Origin of the sequence: Brevibacterium permense (genome assembly GCF_025506275.1) — a bacterium.
GTDB classification, from domain to species: Bacteria; Actinomycetota; Actinomycetes; order Actinomycetales; family Brevibacteriaceae; genus Brevibacterium; species Brevibacterium permense_A.
Genome location: NZ_QYCP01000051.1, coordinates 1 through 939, shown reverse-complemented (window position 1 = coordinate 939; position 939 = coordinate 1). Strand labels below are relative to the sequence as shown.

Sequence of the window (939 nt, the reverse complement as noted above, 5' to 3'; positions counted from 1 at the left end):
TGTCAAGCCTCGGGTTTGATGGAGAGTTTTCTACTTGGAATTGGTGTGCTCGAACACGAGCTACGCAGCCCGTGGCATCGTTCTGAAATAGGTCGCTCGAAACGTTGTGGGAGTCGCCCCAGCGAGTGGTCCGTGGGGCCGATACGTATTGAACCAGTGCACCCACTCCGCCGTAGCGATCTCGACATCATCAATGCCCTTCCACGGGCCCTTGTTCCTAATCAGCTCAGCCTTATAAAGTGAGTTCAAGGCCTCAGCGAGGGCATTATCGTAAGAGTCGCCCTTCGACCCGACAGAAGCGACCGCGTCTTGTTCGGCCAGGGCCTCGCCGTAGCGAATCGCTCGATACTGGACTCCGCGGTCCGAGTGATGCACAAGCCCGGACAGGTCGTGACCAGCACGTTTACGCTGATAAATCCCCATCTGCAGGGCATCAAGAGCCAACTCGGTATGCAGCGAACGCGATACCTGCCAGCCGACGATCTCGCGGTTGAACACGTCGGTGACGAACGCGACGTAGACCCACCCGGTGAACGTATGCACATAAGTTATATCGGCCACCCACAGCTGGTCAGGAGCAAAGGCCTCGAAGTGGCGATCGACGAGATCAGCCGGGCAGATCTCCCGCGGTGCTGACCTCGTGGTGTTCGGCGCCTTGGCCCTCTTGATTCCGTGCAGGTCGAGGTCTTTCATCAGGCGCTCGATCGTGCATCGGGTCACGTGCCCACGCCCCTGCGTGTCGGGCTCGCGGTTGAGGACGATATGCATCTTGCGGGCTCCGAACGCATCGTAAATTTTTTCGCGTGCACAGTGCTGATCTCTTCCTTCAACACCTCGTCACGCTTGTCACGGGCCGAGGCTGGGCGATGTTTGCGCGCATAGTAAGTACTCGGAGCGATCTTCACGCCGGCAGCACGCAGCGTGGCACAGATCGGCTCG

General features: G+C 59.0%; 1 protein-coding gene. It reads right to left on the bottom strand.

Annotated elements, in window-relative coordinates; translation table 11 throughout:
* Positions 1 to 60: 60 nt before the first annotated feature.
* Positions 61 to 795 carry an IS3 family transposase gene (locus D3I60_RS01495; RefSeq protein ID WP_262774355.1) on the bottom strand — a complete coding sequence of 245 codons (735 nt, stop codon included), beginning with the start codon at positions 793 to 795 and terminating at the stop codon, positions 61 to 63.
* Between the last annotated feature and the right edge of the window lie 144 nt (positions 796 to 939).